At 38.8% G+C, this 17,802-nt stretch carries 13 protein-coding genes and 1 riboswitch; of the genes, 4 read left to right on the forward strand and 9 right to left on the reverse strand.

Annotated features, from left to right (window positions below; genetic code table 11):
- Genes V7127_RS07265 through V7127_RS07275 form a run of 3 tightly spaced genes read right to left on the reverse strand, consistent with a single transcriptional unit; the run spans position 1 to position 2,817 of the window.
- Entirely contained in the window at positions 1-810 is an 810-nt protein-coding gene (locus V7127_RS07265; protein ID WP_335353241.1) for an IclR family transcriptional regulator, read from the reverse strand.
- Entirely contained in the window at positions 803-1,828 is a 1,026-nt protein-coding gene (locus tag V7127_RS07270) for an ABC transporter ATP-binding protein (RefSeq protein WP_335353240.1), read from the reverse strand. Before V7127_RS07270 ends, V7127_RS07265 begins: the two co-directional genes overlap by 8 nt.
- Complete coding sequence (locus V7127_RS07275; RefSeq protein WP_335484511.1) at positions 1,825-2,817, reverse strand: ABC transporter ATP-binding protein; 993 nt, start codon at positions 2,815-2,817, stop codon at positions 1,825-1,827. Before V7127_RS07275 ends, V7127_RS07270 begins: the two co-directional genes overlap by 4 nt.
- A 492-nt stretch (positions 2,818-3,309) precedes the next feature.
- Positions 3,310-3,416, forward strand: a riboswitch (SAM riboswitch).
- 136 nt (positions 3,417-3,552) lie between these two features.
- Here V7127_RS07275 and V7127_RS07280 point away from each other — a divergent pair.
- Positions 3,553-4,758 carry a homoserine dehydrogenase gene (locus V7127_RS07280; RefSeq protein ID WP_335354737.1) on the forward strand — a complete coding sequence of 402 codons (1,206 nt, stop codon included), beginning with the start codon at positions 3,553-3,555 and terminating at the stop codon, positions 4,756-4,758.
- Between the two features lie 199 nt (positions 4,759-4,957).
- Here V7127_RS07280 and V7127_RS07285 read toward each other — a convergent pair whose 3' ends face one another.
- Positions 4,958-6,808 (reverse strand): helix-turn-helix domain-containing protein, encoded by a 1,851-nt coding sequence (locus tag V7127_RS07285; RefSeq protein ID WP_335484513.1) that lies wholly within the window; start codon positions 6,806-6,808, stop codon positions 4,958-4,960.
- A 263-nt stretch (positions 6,809-7,071) separates the two neighbouring features.
- Here V7127_RS07285 and V7127_RS07290 point away from each other — a divergent pair, with 263 nt between their 5' ends.
- The 3 genes from V7127_RS07290 to V7127_RS07300 all read left to right on the forward strand — a co-directional run bounded on the left by V7127_RS07290 (position 7,072) and on the right by V7127_RS07300 (position 10,064).
- The gene (locus tag V7127_RS07290; protein ID WP_335484515.1) at positions 7,072-8,256 is read left to right on the forward strand and encodes a M20 family metallopeptidase; all 1,185 of its coding nucleotides are present in this window, start codon (positions 7,072-7,074) and stop codon (positions 8,254-8,256) included.
- A gap of 129 nt (positions 8,257-8,385) precedes the next feature.
- Complete coding sequence (locus tag V7127_RS07295) at positions 8,386-8,586, forward strand: DUF3311 domain-containing protein (RefSeq protein ID WP_335345187.1); 201 nt, start codon at positions 8,386-8,388, stop codon at positions 8,584-8,586.
- Entirely contained in the window at positions 8,583-10,064 is a 1,482-nt protein-coding gene (locus V7127_RS07300; protein WP_335354734.1) for a sodium:solute symporter family protein, read from the forward strand. The genes V7127_RS07295 and V7127_RS07300 overlap by 4 nt, the downstream gene beginning before the upstream one ends.
- Positions 10,065-10,607: 543 nt before the next feature.
- Here V7127_RS07300 and V7127_RS07305 read toward each other — a convergent pair.
- From V7127_RS07305 to V7127_RS07325, 5 genes are all read right to left on the reverse strand, one after another.
- Complete coding sequence (locus V7127_RS07305) at positions 10,608-12,602, reverse strand: methyl-accepting chemotaxis protein (RefSeq protein ID WP_335484518.1); 1,995 nt, start codon at positions 12,600-12,602, stop codon at positions 10,608-10,610.
- Between the two features lie 661 nt (positions 12,603-13,263).
- Positions 13,264-14,499, reverse strand: coding sequence for a M20 family metallo-hydrolase (locus V7127_RS07310; protein WP_335346715.1), 1,236 nt, complete (start codon positions 14,497-14,499; stop codon positions 13,264-13,266).
- 18 nt (positions 14,500-14,517) lie between these two features.
- Complete coding sequence (locus V7127_RS07315) at positions 14,518-15,630, reverse strand: mandelate racemase/muconate lactonizing enzyme family protein (RefSeq protein WP_335484521.1); 1,113 nt, start codon at positions 15,628-15,630, stop codon at positions 14,518-14,520.
- Positions 15,631-15,633: 3 nt separating this feature from the next.
- Entirely contained in the window at positions 15,634-16,935 is a 1,302-nt protein-coding gene (locus V7127_RS07320) for a hypothetical protein (protein ID WP_335346713.1), read from the reverse strand.
- A 15-nt stretch (positions 16,936-16,950) separates the two neighbouring features.
- Positions 16,951-17,754, reverse strand: coding sequence for a serine hydrolase (locus V7127_RS07325; RefSeq protein ID WP_335484523.1), 804 nt, complete (start codon positions 17,752-17,754; stop codon positions 16,951-16,953).
- Positions 17,755-17,802: the final 48 nt, after the last annotated feature.

Below are 17,802 nucleotides of genomic sequence, written 5' to 3' on the forward strand. Positions count from 1 at the left end.
TTATTGTTCTATTTTTATTTTTTCTCCATATGGATATGGATAGTTGTAACCGATTTCTTTTGAAATCCCTGCAGCAGCCTCCCAAAGCGGACCCAGAATAGGCTGGATCTTTTCCCTTGGAAATGAAGTGGAAAATCCTGCAATACTAATTGAATACGGAACCGAACCAGACCGGTCAAATATAGGGACGGCAATCGATACTGTACCTTCTTCTAACTCAGAATCGCTGTATGAAAACCCTTCTAGCTTTGTCTGTGCAATTAGCTTAAGCACTTCCTCTTTTGTTTTCGGCGTTTGACTAGCATAGTTAGTTAGGGGTTTCTCCAATACCTTTTCTATCATTTCCTCCGGCAAAAAAGTGAGAAGCATGCGCGTACACGCACCCGCATAAAGTGGAGCATGCCGGCCAACTTTTGTGTAAAGGCGAACAGGCCGCGTACTTTCCACTTTTTCAATATAGACACCTTCATATTGATCGCGGATGACTAGCTGCACGGCTTCATTAAATGTTTCCTGAAGTTTCTTCATATAAGGGAGAGCTACCCGGCGAATTTCAAATCTTTCTGCCACTCTTTCTCCCATTTCAAGAAATTTCAGGCCTAATCCGTAGCTTTCGCCATCAACCACTAAACCATCTTGCTGAAACGTTATTCGCTGCAAATATCCAAGTTCAGTAAACGTTCTTAATAAGCGAAAGGCTGTTGCTTTTGGAATTCCTGAATGGTTGGATATTTCGTCAAGCCGCCAATAAGGCTTCTCTTCTGTAAAATAATCTAGTAAATTCAAAGCTTTTTCTAATGTTTTACTCATGCGAAGTCACCAGTTGTTTCTGATTTTTTTCGGCCCCTTCGTACAAATGGCAAGAAACTGCGTGGTTATTACGGATGGCCTGTAATGATGGCCGTTCTGTTTTACAGATATCCATACAAGAAGAACATCGTGGATGGAATGTACAGCCATTAGGCGGATTGGACGGACTTGGGACATCCCCGGTTAAAATGATCCTCTTTTTCTTATGCAAAGGATGCGGACTAGGCAGTGCTGATAGGAGCGCCTCTGAATAAGGATGCAACGGTTCATTATATAAACTGTTTTTCTCAGCAATTTCTACCATCTTACCGAGATACATGACTCCAATCCGATCACAGAAATGTTTCACAACACTTAAATCATGTGAGATAAAGATATAGGTGAGCCCGAATTCTTTTTGTAAGTCCTTCATTAAATTTAAAACCTGTGACTGAATCGAAACATCCAATGCTGAAACAGGCTCATCAGCAATAATTAGTTTTGGCTTTGAGATTAGTGCCCTTGCAATACCTATCCGCTGGCGTTGACCACCCGAGAATTCATGCGGGAAACGTGTAAGCTGGGCTGCCGTTAATCCAACTTGATCAGCCACTTCCAAGAGTCTTTTTTCCCGCTCATCGCGGTCAGTAACACCGAAATTAATAAGCGGTTCTTCAATAATGTTTTTGACTTTCATTCGGGGATTAAGGGAAGCAAAAGGATCTTGAAACACAATTTGGATATCTTTCCTTAACAGTCTCATTTCACTTTTATTAAGTTCAGCGATATTTCTCCCTTGAAAAAAGATATTTCCCTCGGTTGGTTCAAGAAGTCTGAGAATGGTTCTGCCCGTGGTGCTTTTTCCGCAGCCTGACTCTCCAACAATCCCAAAGGTTTCACCTTGCTTTACTTCAAAAGAGACTCCATCTACTGCCTTCACATGTTTCATAGTTTTATTTCCGAACACTCCTCCTTTAATAGGAAAGTGTTTTTTCAGATTTTCAACCTTTAATAATACGTTACTGTCCAGTGCTGTCATGTTGCGGTCACCTCCGATTCACCATGTTCATAAAGCCAGCATTTCACCTTTGAACCATTATCCATTTCAAATAACGGAGGAACTTCTTTACATCTTTCATGCGCAAATGAGCATCTTGGTGCAAACCTGCAACCGGCAGGCATTTTACCCGGAGCTGGAACAATTCCAGGAATGGAAGATAGATATTCTTTCTGTTCATTAATATCCGGCAATGAGGCTAGAAGCCCTTTCGTGTAAGGGTGCCGAGGATGATCGAAAAGATCAACAACTTGCGACTCTTCTACAACCTCTCCCGCATACATGACAATCACTCTGTCACACATCTCCGCTACAACCCCAAGATCATGAGTGATAAGAACAATGGACATGTGCAGCTGTTCTTGCAATTTCTTCATTAATTCTAAGATTTGCGCCTGGATTGTTACATCGAGAGCCGTTGTAGGCTCGTCTGCTATAAGGACTTCCGGATTACAGGAAAGAGCCATTGCAATCATCACTCTTTGACGCATCCCTCCAGAAAGCTGGTGAGGATATTCATTCAGTACTTGTTCCGGTCTTGGGATACCGACAAGTTTAAGCATTTCCAAAGCGCGGCCTCTCGCCTCTTTTTTCGAGATGCTTTCGTGGTTTAAAACCATTTCATTTATTTGATCCCCAATCCTGTGGACCGGGTTCAATGAGCTCATTGGCTCCTGGAAAATCATCGAAATCTTTTTCCCGCGGATTTTCCTCCAATCCTTCTTGGCGAAATCCTTGAAATTTAGGCTTCCGAGGCGAATATTTCCTTCAAGCCTCTCAACGCCTGGAGGTAAAAGACCCATTAATGAAAGAGACGTCATACTTTTTCCGCAGCCCGATTCTCCAACAATTCCAAGTGTTTCACCTTTATGGAGGTGGAAGCTTATTCCATTCACAATGGCTATCTTCCGATTATCTTCATCTTTAATTCCAACTTTTAGCTCGTCTACTTCTAAAACTTTTTGAACCATTATGACACTCCTAACGGTTTCATTTTTTGAAATGCAATTTCATTTTTTGATAATTTAAATATTACATAAGAATCTATGAATTTTCAATAGTTTTTAATTAATAAATATTAATTGATTGATATAATAAGGGGAGCCCTCTTGTTTTTTTATTCATGCAGAAAAGTTGTACGAAGATGGTGAAATTGCAGAGGAGTTGCTTTAATATCCTCATTAATCATAGTGGTTGTCTGAAAAGTAGTAATCCCCTAAAAAGTAAAAATGTATTATGTTGATATATCAAAACTTTAAAAAATATAAGGGGCATTCTAAAGTCCGAAATACGATTTTCTGGATTCCCTCTTTGGTTTCTCTGCTTGGTTTTGCAGGAATAGTGGTCGTTAGTATGGATGGATTGACCGTACATCAGCAAGAGCGTAATTGCCAAAGCAACCTTTATATTGACGTAGCCCCTTGAAATCGATATGATTATTAATAATTTCATAATTGCTAATCTTCTTATCAAGAGAGGTGGAGGGACTGACCCTGCGAAGCCTCGGCAACCAGCATTCTTGTGCACGGTGCCAATTTCAGAGGAATGATCACAATTCCGAAGATGAGAAGGTGGAACGGATTTTCTATTTCATTCTTGTTTCCCCTTCTGTCTTTATATGCAGAGGGGGTTTTTTATTTTTCCATCTATGGCAATTTGCCTCATTCATAGCAAATTGACTACAAAATAACAGGAGGAATGCATACATGTCAGCCATTCATATTGCATTATTAGGATACGGCACCGTTGGGAAGGGTGTCTATCAGACTGTCCAATCACATCAGAAGAAGCTCCAAGCCCTATTTGGGAAAGAAGTGAAGATCGTTGGAATTCTTGTGAAAAATGTATATAAGCATAAGAAACCGGATGAAGATGTTCTTTTAACCGATGATTTCGAAAAAATCATTACACTTGAACAGCTTGATGTTGTGATTGATGCCATTGTAGGAAAAGACCCATGCTTTTCCTATTTGCAGCAGGCGATTAAAAGGGGCTGCCATGTGATTACGGCGAACAAGGAAATGTTTGCCCATCATGGGGGGCAATTAAAGCAGTTAGCAAGTGAAAATGGTGTTTCGCTCGGCTTTGAAGCAACGGTCGCTGGCGGGATTCCTGTAATCCAAACACTTAAGCATTTGCTAAATGTAAACAACATCGAAAAAGTTCAAGGCATTCTTAACGGAACCTCTAATTTTATTTTGACAAAAATGAGAGAAGAAAACTTACCATTTGTGTCAGCATTGAAGCTAGCACAGGAAAAAGGCTATGCCGAAGCGGATCCAACCAATGATGTAGACGGCTATGATGCCTTCTACAAAGCGGTGATCTTAAGTGAGCTTGCATTTGGGGAAGCACCGAACTGGGATGAGTCGATCAGAGAGGGAATTCGGGGAATCACACCAGAACAAATTGAAATTTTTTCATCATTAGGGTTTCGATTTAAGCATGTCGCTTCGATTGAGCGAACTGCTAGTGGAATTCTCTGCACCGTAAAGCCTGTGCTTGTGAATGAACAGCATCCCTTTTACCATGTGGAAGGTGTCCAAAATGCTGTTTCCATTGACGGGGATATTGTTGGGAATATTAGCCTTCAAGGTCCAGGGGCGGGAATGCTTCCAACAGCAAGCGCGATAATCGAAGACTTGGCACATATTAATAAAGAAAGCTCGCCTCGGGCATACACCAAACAAAAGCTAGAAGAAAATGAAGTTTCTACTCTTTCTTTTTGGGCAATCGGCGGTGATGTAAATGCCTCGATTCTGCCTACCCCTATTGAGGTGATTGAAAGAGTTCATCCGAATGTATTAATCGTTCGAGCACCTGAAGAAACCATATACGCGGTTCATTTGCCGAATGTGCATGTCTATCAAATTCTTGGGGATGTGGCGTTCAGGAGAGTGTTTGTGAGTTAGGATTTGATGATTTTTGAATTAAAACAGGAGGGACAATTTAAGCTGTTTCTCCTGGTTTTTAATTTTGAGTGATGAATGAATTTCATAATTTCAATCCCTTGTCTCCCAAGCAATTCAAGGTATGAAAAAAGGAGCACCTCCCCAAATTCTTGTATAATGTAAGTGATTAATTAAGAACATTTTTATCTTTACCCCCGCACTAACTTTCACTTATTTGATGAAGCTTATCCTTTAAGAATGGATAAAGATCGACAGCCAAATGAATGTTTAGAAATTGGTGACTATCCGAAAGGTTTGTTGAAAGTATTTCTTCGATTCTTTTTAATCGATAGGTGAGCGTATTCGTATGGACATGGATGGATTCCGCTGCTTCTTTTGCATTTTGGTTATGTTCAAAATAGGCGAAAAGCGACGGGAGTAACTCACCTTTTCGGGCTTGGTCATAAGCTATAAGCGGGCCGAGCACTTCGTTGAGGAAATCAATGAGATCCTCCTCTGAATTTTGGAAAAGAAGCCTGTGAACACCGAGGTCTTTATAACTGATGACTTCCCCTTTTTTCCCATAGCTATGAAGAATTTGAAGACATTTTGCTGCTTCCTGCATGGATTTGGATGCCTTCAATAAACTCGAATGAATTCTTCCAATCCCAATAGAAATGGTCGTTCCCCAATTTTTCAAATGAATTTCCTGCTGAAAGTTCGATATGAGCTGCTTAACCTGGTGAAGCGCATAGGTGCTCGGCACCTTTGACTGAAAGGTTAAAAGAAGAACAATTTGATCTTGACTGCCTACGGCAATCCCATTCAAATTATTATTTAAAAGCGCACGATTTGCCATTTGAACGAAATGGCGAGTAATGCTGTTTCGCTTTTGCTTGTTATCTAATTCGTCAATTCGTATAATGAGCGTCATGTAGTCAGCCATTGGGTCAAAATTCATCTGTTTTGCCTTTTGTAAAATAGAATGATTCATTTTACCAGAAAACAAAACATCAATAAATTCTTCGTTTAATCTTTCCTGTGCATCAAAAATAGCCTGTTCCTTCACCATTTCAAGAGAAATGACGGTACACGCATGCTCTAATGCGGCAACTTCCACATCGCGAATTTCTTCCAGGGATGCAATAATAAGTATGCCAAAAAGTGTGGGCTTTGCCCCAATTGGCAAGATTGTTAAAAATGGATTCTCCCTCAAATCCGTTTCTAATAAAGTGTGAACCGTTTTGAGTGAATGTATGGATTCCTGAGCCTTTTTTCTAATCAATAACAGATCATTGTTGTCAACATACTGTTCGTAAGCATAGGAAATCATTTCCCCGAGATCATCAAATAACAAAACGGGATGGCCAATCATTTCATGCAAATAGGCAATAATGGAATCTAGACCTTCTCCGTTCATTACAAGATTCGCAAGCCTTTTATGGATATCAACCGAACGGGAGAGCATTTGATTTTGTTTAGAGATCGTATCATTCAAATATTCAAGCTGCTTTACGGCTTGTTCCTGTTCACTGTAAAGATTCGCCTTCTCGATCGCAACGGCAGCTTGATGAGTAATTGCCGTTAAAAGATGAATATCTTCTGTAATAAATTCTAGCGCAGGTTCAAATGAATCCAGCGTAATGACACCGATGCATTTTTCTTTTAAAAAGATAGGAGCAGAAATAGAAGAATAGGGCAAATTTGGAATGGAATCGAGCATAAATTGAAGATTTTTTTCTGATAGATTTGCTGTTGCATTTTCCACCTCTGCTCTATTGCGAAAAATTAAACATTTCCCCGCTGAAAAAGCTAGGCCAGACATTGACTCACCAGGCTTTAGCCGTACTTTACTAATCATTTCCCCATTGACATTGCTCTCCGTTTTAGGAATTAAACGCCCTTGTGTTTCGTCATAAAGCAATAAGACTCCGCCATTAGCCGCATCAATAACGGAAACGGCTTGGACCATGATGGAATGAATAATCGTATCTATATGAAGGGATGAGTTTAAAACATTCGAAACATGAATTAATGATTGAAGCTGCCGATGAGTTAATGTTTCCTTCATAGTGCACCCTTCCCTTTTGTCGAAGTTTTTGTTATTTTACCAAATTCCATTGAAAAAATGTGTTTTTTAATAAGGATTTGGAGAGAAACGGGACTTTTTTTGTGGTTTTTCATAAATTGTTTGTTAAAATTTTTGTCGAAAAGGACATACTATATTTTTTGATAAATTTTATAATTACAAATACAAGAAAGTTTATTTATACGTTTTTTTGAATTTGAGGAAGAGGAAACGTCCCTCTGCATTCAGAACAGGAGTTGAAATCCATGATTTTAAATACAGATACAAATATAAATCAATTAGCAAGTGACCTAAAACAAGAAGTCATTACTTGGAGAAGATATTTGCATCATAATCCGGAACTGTCATTCCACGAAGAACAAACGGCTCAATATGTATATGAAACGTTAGAGTCATTTGGCAATTTGGAACTATCTCGTCCAACGAAAACAAGTGTGATGGCTCGCCTGATTGGTACTCAACCAGGCAAAACATTGGCGATTCGTGCAGACATGGACGCTCTTCCGATTCAAGAAGAAAATACATTTGAATTTGCTTCAAAAAATCCAGGTGTAATGCATGCTTGCGGCCATGATGGACATACGGCGATGCTGCTTGGAACAGCCAAAATTCTTTCTGGATTGCAAGACCAAATTAAAGGTGAAGTCCGCTTTTTATTCCAGCATGCAGAGGAGCTTTTCCCAGGCGGTGCTGATGAAATGGTTGAGGCTGGAGTAATGGACGGGGTTGATCTTGTTATCGGCACTCATCTTTGGTCACCGCTCGAATTCGGGAAAGTCGGCATTGTGTACGGCCCAATGATGGCTGCACCTGACACATTCTGGATTACAGTGAACGGCAGAGGCGGACATGCAGCATTGCCGCATCAGACGATTGACTCGATCGCGATCGCTGCCCAAGTAGTAACCAATCTTCAGCATATTGTCTCCCGTAATACTGACCCACTTGATAATTTAGTTATTTCGGTCACGCAGTTTATCGGCGGCACAACACATAACGTCATTCCAGGATCCGTTCAAATTTGCGGAACAGTCCGCAGTTTTGACCCAAGGCTTCGTGAATCCATTCCTGGAAAAATGGAACGCGTTGTGAAAGGAATCACAGAAGCCCATGAAGCTTCTTATGATTTCAAATATCAATTCGGTTATCGTCCAGTCATTAATCATGAAGAAGTGACAAGTGTTGTCGAAGAAACCGTTCGTGAAGTATTCGGTGAAGAGGCGATTGATATGATGAAGCCAAATATGGGAGGAGAAGATTTCTCTGCCTTCATGGAAAAAGCACCTGGCTGCTATTTCTATGTTGGGGCTGGCAACGAGGAAAAAGGCATTACGTATCCTCACCATCACGCCCGCTTTACGATCGATGAAGATGCATTGGAAATCGGCGTCAAAACATTCCTGCATGCTACATTTAAATTTTTAGGTTAAGAGTGTCTGGTTATTGGACAGGTTTTGGCGTTTTACCAATAACTTGTCCAAATTACTTGGCTTACTGGACAGGCTACAAGCTTTAACCCATTACCTGCCAAAATCATTTTAAGAATTGGAGGTCTAACTATGAAACTTTATCACCTGATCGCTTTTATCCCATTTATTGGTATTTTAGGCGGAATTGCTTTTGCTAATAAAGTAACACCTTATGTATTAGGGATGCCCTTCATTCTCTTTTATCTTGTTCTGTGGGTCTTTCTGACATCAGGAACGATGGCTGTCGTTTACAAGCTTGACCCTGCGAATAAAGGAGGAAAAGAATCATGAATATCGCATTAATTATTATATTCGGCTTTTTAATATTATCCATATTTCTTGGCATTCAAGCACAAAAGGGGAAAGACATGACGCTTGAACAGTGGTCTGTCGGAGGACGCGGCTTTGGTACGCTTCTCGTATTCCTGTTAATGGCTGGGGAAATTTACACAACCTTTACATTTCTAGGCGGCAGCGGCTGGGCTTACGGTAAAGGCGGCCCTGCATTTTATATCCTATCTTACGGGTGTTTAGCATATGTTATGTCTTACTTTTTACTCCCTAAAGTTTGGAAATATGCAAAAGATCATAACTTAATGTCACAATCAGACTTTTTTGTTAGCAAATATAAGAGCCCATACCTCGGTGTGTTTGTTTCCATCGTTGGCGTTGTGGCCCTCATTCCATACCTCGTTCTGCAAATTAAAGGACTTGGCATTATCGTTTCCGAAGCATCTTACGGGACCATTTCTTCGACGGCAGCCATCTGGATCGGGGTTTTATCTGTAACGGTTTACGTCATGATTTCAGGGATTCACGGATCAGCGTGGACAGCGATAATAAAAGATATTTTGGTTCTTGGTGTCGTCGTATTTCTAGGACTTTATTTACCATTCCATTATTATGGCGGGCTTCAACCAATGTTCGAAGCAGTCGAACTTGCAAAACCGGGACATTCAATCCTTCCGGAAAGTGGATTAAGTGTTTCTTGGTTCATCTCTACTGTACTATTAACGGCACTTGGCTACTATATGTGGCCGCATAACTTCGGTGCGGTGTATTCTGCGGAAAACCAAAAAGTATTCCGCAAAAACGCCATTGTCATGCCTCTTTACCAGCTCATTTTATTATTTGTTTTCTTTGTTGGATTTGCTGCTATTTTACAAGTGAAAGGTTTAGAGGGAGCAGAAGGTGACCTTGCACTTTTAAGACTTTCTATCCAAACGTTTGATCCATGGGTAGTCGGCTTAATTGGCGCTGCTGGATTATTAACGGCCATCGTTCCGGGATCGATGATCTTAATGGCATCTGCTACGCTAATTTCCAAAAACATATACAAGGTTTTCGTTCCGAATGCAACCGACCAGCAGGTTGCCAAATTAGCAAAGAGCTTAGTTCCTGTCGTCGCCATGATCGCTCTATTTTTCACATTCCAAGGCGGAGATACACTCGTTACTATACTTTTGATGGGATACAGCTTAGTGACACAATTATTCATTCCATTAGTCTTTAGTTTAGGCAAAAAGAACTTTGTAACAAAGCAAGGAGCATTCGCAGGTATCGCAGTTGGTGTAGCTACTGTTGCCTACGTTGCCATCAGCCAAACAACCATCGGAAGCCTATTTCCTGCCTTGCCACAATTTATCCAAGACTTAAATGTAGGGGTAATTGCCTTGATTATGAACCTGATCGTTATGATTGCGGTTAGTCTTGTAACAGGATCGTCGAAGCAAGAAGTGAAACATGAGAACAGTTCTATTGCTTCCTAAGGACTAGGGGCTCTGTCCCAGTTAATCCGGGACAATCCGCTTACAAAATTTAATGAATTGAAGTGTTCGAAAAATTTATCCGAATGTATTAATCGTTCGAGCACTAGAAGAAATCTTCTATGCAATTCAATTGCCGAATGTTGTCTATCAAATTCTGAGAGATTTGGCGTTTAGAATCGTTATTTTCAATAAAAACCAGGAGGACGAATTTAGCAGATCCTCCTGGTTTTTAATTTTGAGTAATACCTAAATGGATACTAAAATATGAATACATATATTAATCAAGCGTTTATTTAAACTCCTCTAGCCGTTGTGCGGCATGCGTTTGTGTCTGTTCAATCAATCGTTTGATTAACGCTATTCTTTAAGAATGGGAGGCCAGTACGAACATACATATCAATCAAACGTTTATTTAAACCCCTCTAGCCCTTGTGCGGCATGCGTTTGCGTCTCCTCAATCAATCGTTTAAATAAACTACATTCCAATCCTTATCATCCCATAAAAAAGAGAGACCACTCAAAGGTGATCTCCCTGTACCATATTTACACTAGCTTAAATTTAGCAACTGCTTTTTGAAGTTCATCGCTTAGTTCGGTCAATTGTTCAGCGGAATCGGCTACGGATTGAATGGCTGTGACCTGTTCATCGATTGAGGCACTGACTTCCTCACAGGCGGCCGCTGATTGTTCAGCCATCGCAGCCATTGAATGAATGCTGTTTATAACGTCCGCCTTCCCTTTGTCCATATGATCTATTTCATGATGGACACGGAAAATGGACTGTCTTAATTGCTCAACAATATCCGAAATAGAACGGAAGCTTGACTCTGTTGTCTGAACGACATCAGCCTGCTGGGTGAAGTTTCCCTTTGTCTTGTTCATGGATTCAACAGCAAGAAGTGCTCCGCTCTGGATGGTTGTAATCGTCTTTTTCACTTCATTCGTTGCTACAACCGATTGTTCCGCTAGCTTTCTAACTTCCTCAGCAACAACCGCAAATCCCTTCCCATGTTCACCCGCTCGAGCAGCTTCAATACTAGCATTTAAAGCAAGCAGGTTGGTTTGAGAGCTAATGTCGGTAATCGTTGTGATTACTAGCTCAATTTGTTGAATTTTTACCTCAAGATCATGAATGACTTCTTCCATGGACTCAAGGTATTTACGAGATTCTGTAAAGGAATCCTTTAAATTATTTACTTCGTTAATCCCCTCTTGATTCATTTCATCTGCTTTCTCTGCCAGGCCCGTCATGTCTGCAGCATGTGCACTAATTTCATTAATTTTATTACCTAATTGGTCGGATAATTGATTAGCCGCCTCTGCCTCTTGTGCCGCAGTTGAAGCACCCTTAGCTACTTCAGTGATGGCCGCCGCAATTTCCTCACTGGATGCATTCGTTTCCTCGGATACTGCGCTTAAGTTTTCGGCCGATGTTTTCACGTTATTCACTGAAGTGTTCACGAACATTAGGACGGATTTCATATTGCCTACCATCTGATTGAATTGCGAGCTTAACTCACCAATCTCATCTTTTGTCGTAACTGCTGCTGACACGGTTAAATCTCCGCTAGCCATACGATTAACAGCTTGTTTTAAAGAAATAATTGGCTTCGTAATCCTTGATGCCACAAAGTAAGTAATAGCACTAGCAACCCACAAAGCAAGTAAGGAGATAATAAAAATATTCATTCTAATGTGTTTAGCGCTTACTAATAGATCATCGGATGTATAGGCTGCTCCAATTTTCCAAGATGTACTTGGAATAGTGTTAAAAACAAGCAGCTTGTCTTCACCTTCATCCATATATGAAGAAACACCAGCTTCTTCTTTGTATATTTTTTTAATGTAAGGCAAATCCATTAAGTTTTCACCTTGTTTTTCCGGATGGACAATGGCTGTGCCTTCCTTAGAAAAAACAAACGAATACCCGTTATAGCCAATTTTAGCTTCTTCAATCATTTTTGTAATATCAGTCAATTTCATATCCAGGCCAATAACGCCAACAATATCGCTGCCCTTTTTAATGGCATATGATGAAGTGACTACGAGTTCATTCGTGGCTGAATCAATATATGGCTCACTCCAAACAGCTTGACCAGCATTTTCTACCGCGAGTTTATACCAATCTCTTGAGGTTGGATCATAATCAGCCCCTAAATCAGCCTTAGGCATAATCTGCAAATCTTTCATTGGAGTAGCTACATAAATAGAAGTTACATCCTTATATTTATCTAAAAAGTTATGTAAAGCCCTGTCTAGTTCATTTTCTGCATCTACTTTTATCTCTGTTCCAGACATCTCAAGATAATCTTCCACATCCCTTGAATCAGCCACATATTTCATGCTTAATTCATGTTGGCTCATTGCTAATTGAAGAGAGTGTGTCATCTCAGCAACAATACTATTGGTTTGCTCAACAACATTTTTTTCTATTTGATTTTTTGTTTGATGGTCAACCAAAACACTAACAGCCAATACGGTCAAAACTAAAAGAATGACAAAAAGACCAATCAGCTTCCCCTTTATAGATTTAAACATAACCCTTTCTCCCCCTGATGTAATATACATTTTCACTGTAACACATAAAAATTGCTTTACTTATAATTAAGATAGTTAAAATTTTTCAAAAAATGGAATAGGGGAAAAAGGGACTTTAGTTCCAACTCTGCGGTTAAAAACTGAGGCTATTTTAGGGGGTTTTGCTTCCCAATTTCTGATGAAAGCTTGAAAAGTAGGCTTTGTTTCCTAATCCTTGATACAATCTCGAAAATGGGGAAACATTTACTATTAAACTACTACATTTGAATAAAAATTAGGCTTTATTAAATCAAATTGAGCACTTTTTTTGGATGCCTTTATGTTTATCAGCCAATTTAAGTGGTTTGTCAGCCAATTCCACCTATTTATCAGCCAATTTAGGTAGTTTATCAGCCAAATCTACCAGTTTATCAGCCAATCTCACAGATAGCGCCCAAATTAAGCGGATACTAGCTAATTTTAGAGCTGGGTGTCTGCCAAAGTTTGTTTAAATGTTGTGATCCCATCCTACTGCACATTTTCCTCCGAATGCGACATAATAAGCCAACACAAACTAATGACATTATCTTTCCTCTTAAACTAGACCTCTTTTATTTTTAAAAAATTAATAGACATCCAATGAAAAACATTGGATGTCCAGTTGACCTGCATATTTTTGTATTTAATCTATTTCCTTATCTGCCAACAATACTGCATGAAGCATGGTGTTTGCTGCTTTTTCAATATCTTCAGCAAGACTGAGTTCCTCAGGGCAGTGACTTTTTCCATCAATACTTTTTACGAAGATCATAGCTGATTTCGTTATATCTGCTAAATGAGTGGCATCATGACCTGCCATACTAGCAAAAGTAGTATAAGCAATCTCCAATGAATCGGCTGCATGCTGCAAATATTGCACAATATCTGAATCAAAAGTACACTCTTGCTGATCTAATATGTTTTCAGATAAGATTTTAACCCTTCGAGCTTCTTGAATTCTTTCAAACTCTTTATAGATTGATTCTTTTATTGCTTTCCTCTCTTCTCTGCTTGCTGACCTTATTTCCAGAATAAAATCTACTCGGCCTGGAATGATATTTGCTGCATTCGGATGGACATTAAGCTTGCCAACTGTCGCAACAGCATCCGTATTAAAACTTCTTGTCACTTTCTCTACAGCAAGAACCATTTCACTTACTGCAGTTAAGGTATCCATCCGATCACTCATCATCGTTGTTCCTGAATGATTGGCTTCTCCAAACACTTGAATTTGATCCCGATAAATCCCTACGATTTGATTCACAACACCTACCGAAAGATCTTGTTTCTCTAACCGTTTTCCTTGTTCGATATGGAGTTCAATATAGGCAGCCAAATCTTCTCTTTTGATCTCTGAAATCTTTTCTAAATCTCCGCCGGCCTTTTTAACAGCATCAGAAAGCTGGAATCCATTTGAATCACTTGCATTCATGAGCTGAGAATATGTTAGTTTTCCAGTGAGCGCTCGGCTGCCCATTGTAGATAAATTAAAATCATTTGGCTCTTCTGCGGTAAAGGAAACAATTTGTAAATGGTGATTAAGTGAAAAGTTATTTTCAAGCAATGTTTGAACGATTTCCTTTGCAACAAGAACTCCTAGAGCCCCATCAAATTTACCACCATTAGGTACAGTATCTAAATGTGAGCCAATTACAATAGTTGACGTATTTTCATTTTCTGAAGGTATCTTTGCCCAAATATTGGCGATCGGGTCCACTTGTACATGTAGACCCATCTTTTCTAGTTGATTTATAAAAACTTCTCTAACTTTATAATCAGCTTCAGAAAAGCTTGGTCTTGTGATCCCTTCTCCAGGCTTCTGTCCATATTGTGCATAGTATTCGATTTCCTGCATTAATCGCTCTATATTGATTTTCATGATACATCCAACCTTTGCTTAAGAAATTAAATCCATATTAAGTTCAATCCCTAATCCAGGTCCATCAGATACCTGCAATTTTCCATCCTTCACTAAATCTCTAGCCGCAATGGATGTAATATCATGTGTATGAAGGTAAGCACCACAAATAAAATCATTATGCCTGCTAATGACTGGAGTACTAGCAGCAACATGCATACTTGCGATTATTCCGATTCCAAGCTCTAGGTTACTTCCAATTGCACAGCTTATACCTGATGCTTCAGCAATAGCTGCTATTTTTTTAGATTGATGGATGCCTCCAACTTTACAAGTTTTTAAGTTCACTATATCTGCACATCCATATTGAATAGCAAATAATGCATCCTCAGCACTGAATACAGTTTCATCAATCATAATTGGAGTTTCGACAGTTTCTCTAATTTTCTTTAAACCTTTTAATTCTGATTTTTTAACAGGCTGCTCAACGGATTCAAGCTCTCCAGTTGTCTCAAGTTCCCTAATGACATAGATCGCATCCGTTACACTGTAGCCTTGATTAGCATCTAATCGAATTTTTACATCCTTTTTAGAATCGGTAATGGCTTTACGAATAAGCTTTACTAATTCAACATCTCTTTTTCGTTCATTACCGACCTTTATTTTGATCAATGAAAAGCCTTCTTCAATTTTTTGCAAAGCCTCATCATAGGCGCTTTGATTATCCTTAATCCCAACAACATAGGCTAAAGGGATTTCCTCACGGTATTTGCCTCCAACTAAAGCATAGACTGGCTGATTAAGAGTTTTCCCCCATGCATCATGGATGGCAATATCAATGGCAGATTTCGCTGCACTTTGCCCATAGATAGCAGCGTTCATTTGTTCGTGAATCAAACTTAATTGATTAATCTGTTTATCTATTATTGCAGGTGCTAAATAAAGATCATTCACTAATTTTATAGTCTCCGCTGTTTCACCCATAAACGCAGGTGATGGTGATGCTTCGCCATAACCGCGAATTCCATCCTCAGTAATAACCTCAACTATTGCATGCTTTCGCGTTTTTGCTGCGTAAAGAGATATTTTCCATTCATTTTCTAGAGGTACTTCAACGACATATGTGTTTACCTTTGCAATTTTGCTTAACACGATTTATTCATCTCCTAAAATAAGTTGATACAATTTTCTCGGCCTACCTTGCTGGTAAGGCTTTTCCTCCCCAGCTACTTTTATCATTTGGTGGTTAAGAAGTTTTTGAATCATTCTTTCAGCACTTCGCTTTGTCACACTATAATAATCAGCTAAAACCTCTGCGGAAAAAGCTGCATTTTCCCGTATTTGATTAAACTCAATAAACCTAGCTGCTGCTTCATTGCTGAACTCAACATTCTCGGTTAATTCCTTAAATAATTTTGAATGTACTAGTTTGCTCCTATCCCCTAAAGGCCCAATTACCTTTCTATGTTCATTCACGATATAGCAGCTGCTGCTTGCTGAATGCTTCCCTTGCATTAATGCTAATTTGGCATGTTGTTCTGCTTGATTAGCTGTTAACCCAAGTCCAAAGCCAATATTAATTGAAACATTCAACTCATTTTCAATTTCACGAATTAGAGGGAAATCCTGAAATTGATTAGTCACATAATCAAGAATTCCTCTTGTTCCGAAAATATAGAAATGATTAGATCCATTGTTTATGATGGAGGCAAATACATTGTGACCAAAATTCAGCAATAATTGATGCAGACGTAATAAGAGCTCTTGACCAAAGAAATCTCCTTTTTCTTCCACAATGCTGTCGAAGTTTTTTATTTTTAAAAAGCCAACTACAATTTGAGAGCTTTGACTTATTTTTAACTGTCCGTTTACTTTTGCCTCTTCAATCGCTCTTTCTAAGTTTCGGCTAGGAATTTTCATACGTGAACATGGAATTCCTTTTTCACGGATACTTTTCTCTACTTCACCAATTGTTGTTAATACATAATCAATTTTTCCTTCTTCCCATAATTGGGTATGAAAATCGACAATACTTTCAATATCAAAATGCTGATCTTTTCCGTATCCGTACGTATAAATATTCCGGTCGATAATTTCCAATTCATTCAAAACTTCATTAATATGATATTCATTCATAATATCAATAGACAAGCGTTGTATATTTTGATTCAGTTCATTTTTTAATCTAAAAAATGATGTGGAAACCATGAATTCATCAAACTGAACATAGACAGCTGGTATATTGACCTGCTTCAATTCCTCTTGTGCATATAGAAATGGAAGAGGACCCGTAAATAGAAAAACATTTGATCCCATTGCCTTTAGAACTAAATCTTTACTATTCTTGGCATGTTCATAAATAAAGGGGATGATTTCGATATCACTTCTTTTATGAGCATATTTTTTGATTCGATCTATGGACGATTCAAGACCAAATACGGCTATTTTTATACTCAAATTCAAACAACTCCATTAAGCTATTTTCACTTTACTATTTAAATAATGTATCATTTCTTTGCCAATTTCAGCTAAACACATTTTACCCGAAAAATTATCAGACCACCCTTGTGATAAAACAGCGATAAAAATTACATCTTCATCCTTTTTTATCATGCTAATATCATGCTCAAATCCTGGCAATTCCCCAGTCTTATTGTAAAAGTGGATTCCAGAGTTAAGATAATTATAACCCGGAAGCTTTTGAGTAAATTGTTGTTTTGCCAATATACTCATCATTTCTAATCTACTATCATCATGGACAATTTCATTCGATTCACCTACTATTTTTAAGTACTGAAGCATATCATAGGCAGTTGTTGAATTTTCTAATCCCCTTGCTACTGCATCAGCATCCATGAAATTTCGCTCGACCTTCGTATTTATACAATTTAACTGTTCTGAAAGACTGTTAATTCCATCCATGCCAACAGTGTTTAAAGCAATATTTGAAGCAGTATTATCAGATACAATCATCATTAATTCAAGTAAGTTCCGAAAGCTATATGAATTAGACTCTGTTAAATAATGAATAACACCTGTACCCGCGACTTTTTGGAGGTTATTTATCTCAACAATCCTTTCCAAATCAAGTTTTCCTTGTTCATATAATCGAAAAGACTCTATTAAAATGGGGAGCTTAATAACACTTGCAGCCTTCATTCTTACATGTTCATTAATCAGAATATCTCCCTCATCCGAGCTTAATGCTATGGATACCTCACCAAAACAATTATTTATGATATCGATCAGCTTTGCTTTTAAGTCTTTAAGTTCCATTACCATTGCTCCTAACATAGCCCAGTAAATTTACTTTTAATAACTTTA

This window comes from Bacillus sp. JJ1773 (assembly GCF_036962035.1).
Taxonomy (GTDB): Bacteria; Bacillota; Bacilli; order Bacillales; family Cytobacillaceae; genus Cytobacillus.

What these genes read in the sequence shown, in the direction of transcription:
- V7127_RS07265 (WP_335353241.1), bottom strand. Translation starts at nt 810, where the DNA reads ATGAGTAAAACATTAGAAAAAGCTTTGAATTTACTAGATTATTTTACA.
- V7127_RS07270 (WP_335353240.1), bottom strand. Translation starts at nt 1,828, where the DNA reads ATGACAGCACTGGACAGTAACGTATTATTAAAGGTTGAAAATCTGAAA.
- V7127_RS07275 (WP_335484511.1), bottom strand. Translation starts at nt 2,817, where the DNA reads ATGGTTCAAAAAGTTTTAGAAGTAGACGAGCTAAAAGTTGGAATTAAA.
- V7127_RS07280 (WP_335354737.1), top strand. Translation starts at nt 3,553, where the DNA reads ATGTCAGCCATTCATATTGCATTATTAGGATACGGCACCGTTGGGAAG.
- V7127_RS07285 (WP_335484513.1), bottom strand. Translation starts at nt 6,808, where the DNA reads ATGAAGGAAACATTAACTCATCGGCAGCTTCAATCATTAATTCATGTT.
- V7127_RS07290 (WP_335484515.1), top strand. Translation starts at nt 7,072, where the DNA reads ATGATTTTAAATACAGATACAAATATAAATCAATTAGCAAGTGACCTA.
- V7127_RS07295 (WP_335345187.1), top strand. Translation starts at nt 8,386, where the DNA reads ATGAAACTTTATCACCTGATCGCTTTTATCCCATTTATTGGTATTTTA.
- V7127_RS07300 (WP_335354734.1), top strand. Translation starts at nt 8,583, where the DNA reads ATGAATATCGCATTAATTATTATATTCGGCTTTTTAATATTATCCATA.
- V7127_RS07305 (WP_335484518.1), bottom strand. Translation starts at nt 12,602, where the DNA reads ATGTTTAAATCTATAAAGGGGAAGCTGATTGGTCTTTTTGTCATTCTT.
- V7127_RS07310 (WP_335346715.1), bottom strand. Translation starts at nt 14,499, where the DNA reads ATGAAAATCAATATAGAGCGATTAATGCAGGAAATCGAATACTATGCA.
- V7127_RS07325 (WP_335484523.1), bottom strand. Translation starts at nt 17,754, where the DNA reads ATGGAACTTAAAGACTTAAAAGCAAAGCTGATCGATATCATAAATAAT.